The sequence below is a fragment of the bacterium genome (genome assembly GCA_016873475.1).
Lineage (GTDB): Bacteria > Krumholzibacteriota > Krumholzibacteriia > JACNKJ01 > JACNKJ01 > VGXI01.
The window spans coordinates 1-5,185 of sequence record VGXI01000209.1 but is presented as its reverse complement, the minus strand read 5'-3'; the positions used below and the strand labels follow the sequence as shown (position 1 = coordinate 5,185).

At 68.0% G+C, this 5,185-nt stretch carries 4 protein-coding genes; all 4 read right to left on the bottom strand.

Translation table 11 applies throughout. The features are described 5' to 3' along the window. Positions 1-515: hypothetical protein (locus FJ251_13240; protein MBM4118671.1), on the bottom strand; the 515-nt coding region annotated here is incomplete at its 3' end. 176 nt (positions 516-691) lie between these two features. Continuing rightward, a complete protein-coding gene (locus FJ251_13235; protein MBM4118670.1) occupies positions 692-925 on the bottom strand; it encodes a hypothetical protein in 234 nt (77 codons plus the stop codon). Between the two features lie 177 nt (positions 926-1,102). Beyond that, complete coding sequence (locus FJ251_13230) at positions 1,103-3,499, bottom strand: T9SS type A sorting domain-containing protein (protein MBM4118669.1); 2,397 nt, start codon at positions 3,497-3,499, stop codon at positions 1,103-1,105. 114 nt (positions 3,500-3,613) lie between these two features. Further along, positions 3,614-5,041, bottom strand: a complete 1,428-nt coding sequence (locus tag FJ251_13225; protein ID MBM4118668.1) for a hypothetical protein — start codon at positions 5,039-5,041, stop codon at positions 3,614-3,616. Positions 5,042-5,185: the final 144 nt, after the last annotated feature.

Below are 5,185 nucleotides of genomic sequence, written 5' to 3'. Positions count from 1 at the left end.
TCGCCGGTGACGCGGATGTTCGTGCGCACCTCGTTGACGTGGCAAATCCAGATCTCGCCGCCGCCGCTGACGGTGATGAAATCGCAGGCGTCCACCACGCCGTTGCCGTTGTCCTGCCACTGGTCGACATGCCACTGCTGGCCGTAGTCGGGCCAGATCTCGATCCACATCTGGCAGACAGGATTGCCGGGCTGATAGTCCGTCGGCTCGAGGATGAGCTCGCAGTCCAGCCAGTAGGTGGGGCCGACCCAGTCGACGTGGTAGCGAAGACCATCCAGATAGATGTAGTCGCAGGCGGAGAGGACGCCGTCTCCGTTATCGTGGAGGCTGTCCTGGTGAGCGATCCCGCAGAAGGCGGGCCACAGCTCGTGCCAGCTGGAGCAGTCCGGCGGGATCGGCTCCCGGCCGGGCGGGTTGTCGAGTTCGAGGACCTTGTCTTGGGCGAATGCCACCGTCGGCAGCAGCGCGAGTGCGGCGACTGCAACCAGCAGCAGGCGATAGCGCTGAGCGATCATCTCGGATCCTTTCGCTGTCGGGAGATCGTCCGCAGCAGGACTTCTCGCCGTGGTTTCGAAACACGACGACTCTAGACCCATTGCGGGGCGATGGCCAGACCCTACAGCGCGCTTTTGTGAAATCGCACACGCCCGGCCCAAATCCAGGCGCTGCCGCGGGATTCCAGAGGCCCCGCTCAGGTTTTCGGGAGGCCGCCGGCAGCGCGAGCCGCCCGGCGGTGCAGGCCCAGTAGCCGCTCGTAGCAGCGCTTCTCCATGACGAGGAGAGGACAGCCGACGACGTCCTGATCCTCCATGGCCTGCGCGAGGCTGCGCAGGACTGTGGCCATCTCCCGCTTTTCCCGGTCGTCGCCGTCGGCGGCGAGCACGACCATGTGATCCTGGCGCTCCTTGTCGACACCGAGGCTCATCCTGACCTCCCCCGCCACCGGCCGCCCGCCGTGGCGGCCTGCGCGTGCAGTATGGCCACGGTTTCACAGAGACGCAAACTCGTCCAGGGAAATCGCGCGGCGGCGTCTCCGGACGCGCACGTTGTTTCGTGCGCGGGAGGAGGCGCCGACGGCGGCCTGGTGTCGAAGGGGCGCGTGCTACTTGGCCAGGAGCACCTTCTGCGAAAACTCCGCGCCCCCCGCCTGCAGGCGGATGAAGTAGACCCCGCTGGCCACGGGCCGGCCGAGGGCGTCGGTGCCGTTCCAGGTCAGCGCCTGCGGGCCGGCCGGCAGCTCGGCCGCGAGCAAGACGCGCAGCAGGCGGCCCTGAGCGTCGTAGACGCCCAGCTGCGCGAAGCCGGGCGCGGCCAGGCTGAACTGCACGGTCGTCTTCGGATTGAAGGGGTTCGGGAAGGCGCGGGCGAGGCTGAGCCTCAGCGCACCGGGCGCCTCCTCGACCGGCGTCGTGTCGAAGACGCCCGCGATCGCGAAGTCGTCGACGGCGCCCTCGACGATCGAGCCGCTGCCCGCGTCGCTGGCCACGAACTTGAGCTGCACCTGGCCGGGCGTCGCGAAGAAGCTCGCGAGGTCGAAGCTCCGGTTCGTCCAGGCGGCGGCCGAGACGTTCGTGTGCTCGACGCTCGTCCAGCTCGCGCCGGCGTTGTTGGAGACGTAGACGTCCCAGTAGTCCTCGCCCGGCGCGCTGCCTTGATCGTTCGAGTACCAGCGCCAGTAGCTGAAGGCCACCGATTCGGCGCCCGTGAGATCGTAGACCGGCGAGTAGAGCGTGGTCAGCCCGCCGTCGACGTCGTTGTAGCCGATCGTCTGGCCGGCCAGGTGCTGGCCGGTCACCCAGCACTGGGTGCCCGTCGGCGTGTGGTCGTCCTCGGGCTGGGCGGCCGTGCCCACGGGGTCGACGCGGACCCAGAGGCCGGTGCTCGCCGTGTCGCCGGTGCCGCCGCCGATCCAGCCGCGAGCGGCTTCCATGTCATGGGCGAAGCTCGTGCCGACCTCAAAGTAGTGCAGCGCGGCGGGCGCGTTGCGCGGGCTGGTGCCCGTGTTACCGGCGACGTCGCTGGCGTAGAGGTAGTACTCGATGCGGCTGCCCTCAGGCTGGTTCGGGATCGTCGCCCCGTACTGGCCGGGCTGGCCAGTGATCGTCATCGGCAGCTCAGTGAAGAGGCTGCCGTCGACGCGATAGCGGAGCTTCACGCTCGCCGGATTGATCGCGGCGCCGCCGAAGCCCTGCGGCACGCCGACGGCCAGGTAGCCGCCCGTGGGATCGCCCGTGAAGGGCAAGGGGCTGTGCGTCCAGGTGACGCCGCGCAGGGTGCCGGCCGTCTCGATCAGGTAGAGCGCCGGCCAGAGGTTCTCGTCGAAGATCGGCTGCCGGCGGGCGTTGGTGGGCCAGAAGCCGTCGTTGCCGTCGCCCATCTCGTTCGTGAAGCCGTAGACCGCCAGGTGCTGGGCGCTCGCGCCGTAGTCCCAGTCGAAGGTGCCGCCGCAGACGTCGTAGAGCACCTCGCCCGGCTGGCCCGGCGTGTAGCCGTTGTACTGCACCATCGCCGCGGCCATCTCCTGGAAGGTGGCGTGGTCGGGCGTGTCCGCGGTCGTGTAGCCCCAGGGGTAGAGCGTCAGCTCGCCGTAGGTGTGGTAGCTCTGGCGGACGACGAACTCGTGGGCGTTGACGAAGCTCATCATCGCCTGCGTCTCGGGCTCGCTGCCCGCGGCGGGTCCGCGGTAGGTCTCGTCGCTGGGATTGCCGCTGCTCCCCCAGTCGCAACCCCACTGGTAGGGGTAGTTGCGGTTGTTGTCGACGCCGTAGCTGCCGCCGTTGTTGCGGCGGTTCTTGCGCCACATGCCGCCGCCGTTCGGGTTGGTCTGCTCGTTGTAGAGGAAGCCGTCTGGGTTGACGATCGGCACGATGTAGATCTCGCGCGCGTTGACGAGGGCGACGATCTCGGGGTCGCCCGCCGCGTACTGCTCGCAGAGGTACTCGGCGAGCATCATCGGCATCTCGGCAGCCATGATCTCGCGGGCGTGGTGGGCGCCGTCGAAGAGGACCTCGGCCTCGCCGTCCTCGTCGACATCCGGGTTGTCCGAGATGCGCGCGCACCAGATCTGGTTGCCGAGGTGCCCCGCGCCCAGCGACCAGCGCGCGCTGATCACCTGCGGGTAGAAGGTGCGCAGGGTGTCCATCCAGGCCACGGACTCGGCGTAGGTGTGGTAGAGGCCGTAGTCCGCGCGGTCGCCCAGGCGCTCCGCGTAGAAGGTCTCGATGTCGGCGTGCAGGACCTCGACGCGGCTGCCGCGGGCGACGAGGCTCGGCAGCTCCGACTGCGGCACGATCAGGTCCACGAACACGCCCGCGCGGCCGGCCACGATGTCGAGGTGGGGCGCCTCGCTCTCGATGAAGGCGCGGTCCGCGGCCGTGTCCAGCCAGAAGCGGACCTGGGCGTGGTGCTCCTCGGCCAGGGCGGGCACGCCGGCCAGGACGGTGGCGATCAGGCACAGAGCGGCGCCGAGGCGCCCGAGGGTGGTGGCGCGAAGCTGCACGGGGATCCTCCTCTCACGGGGTAGAAGCGGAATCCAGTATAACAGATGCCCGTCTCCGGGGCGAAGCGGAGTTCGCGGGGCGCGCCGGCGCGGCCAGCCGACGCTCCGGAAGGCCTATTTCAACAGCAGCAGCTTGCAGCTCGCGCGCGCATCGGCGGCCTCGAGCTGGGCAACGTACAGGCCGCTGGGCAGCGCGCGGCCGGCATCGTCGCGGCCGTCCCAGGCGAGCGACTGCTCGCCGGCGGGCCTGGATTCCCGAACCACGAGGCTCCGCACCCGCCGCCCCTGCACATCCGTGACGAACACGCTCACCGCGGCCGCTTCAGGCAGACTGAACTTGAGCGCCGTCGCTGGATTGAAGGGATTCGGGTAGGCAGCCAGGGTTGCCCCCGGGCGCGGCGCCTGACTCACCCCCGTGGGATAGAGGTCGGTGGCCCACAGGCCATAGAGGCCATCGGGGGTGTACGCAACGACGTAGATCCGCTCGTCTGCGCGGCAGATAGCGGTTCGTTCTACCTCCAGCCAAGGGAAGGAACCGGTGATGTCCGTCCAGCTGTCCCCGCCGTTTCGCGTAAGGAGAACGGTCCCACCCTCCTTCGCGGCCACGAGCAGATCGGCATCGTCGGGATGCATGCTGAGGTCGAAGGTGTTCCCCTGGAGGATCTGCTCCCAGTGTTGCCCACCATCGAGGGTCTCCCAAATGCCTAGAGCAGGATCATCGGGTTCCGTGGAGCCGCCCTGCCGAATGTAGAGATGATGCGAATCGAGAGGATCGATCGCCACATCGCCGACATGCGCCGCAAGCGGCATGTCGCCCGAGATCTCCTGCCAGGACTCCCCTGCGTCAGCGCTGCGCAGGAGCCCATGCGGCCCCCACGGATCCCCCCTGACGCCAAAGCCTAGCAAGACATCGCCATCAGGGGCGACACCCAAGGCCCAGCCGCTTGTCGCGCCCAGGTAGTAGATGTTGTCCCAACTCAATCCACCATTGAAGGATCGGAGGATCGTACCACCAGCGCACGCCAGCATCGCTACTGGGGGACCGGGCGTTTCGCAGAGTGCCCTGACAGCGCGCGAGTAGTCTCCTGCAACGATCGGACCCTCGGTGGTCAGCCCGGCATTGTCCATGATGAAGCCGGTCATGAAACCGTAGTTGTAGCGGCCCGTCAGGAGCGCCGAGGAATCGCTCTCGCTGGATAGGAAGCTGAATACGGCAGCATAGTACTCCGCCTCGAATTCTCGCACTAACCAAGTCCCCGTCGCCGGAAGGTAGATCCGGTATCCGGAATTGGTGCCGAAGAGGAGTCGGCCGTGCCAGGGATCCGCAACAGCCGCAATCACGTCGCCTGTGCTTTCCAGGTCTGCAATGAGATCCCACTCCGCGGCTACACCTGGGATGGCGTACAGGAGCAGGAGAGCCGCGACGCCAAGCTTTCGCATGAGCCACCTCCTCGCTCGTCTCCGGTCAACGGACGACGATGAACTTGCCGGAGAACCCTTCACCTTCGCAGCCCGCGCGCGAAAGGACTGCAGCGATCTCATTTCAACAGCAGCAGCTTGCAGCTCGCGCGCGCATCGGCCGCCTCGAGCTGGGCGACGTACAGGCCGCTGGGCAGCGCGCGGCCGGCATCGTCGCGGCCGTCCCAGGCGAGCGACTGCTCGCCGGCTGGCCTGGACTCCCGAACC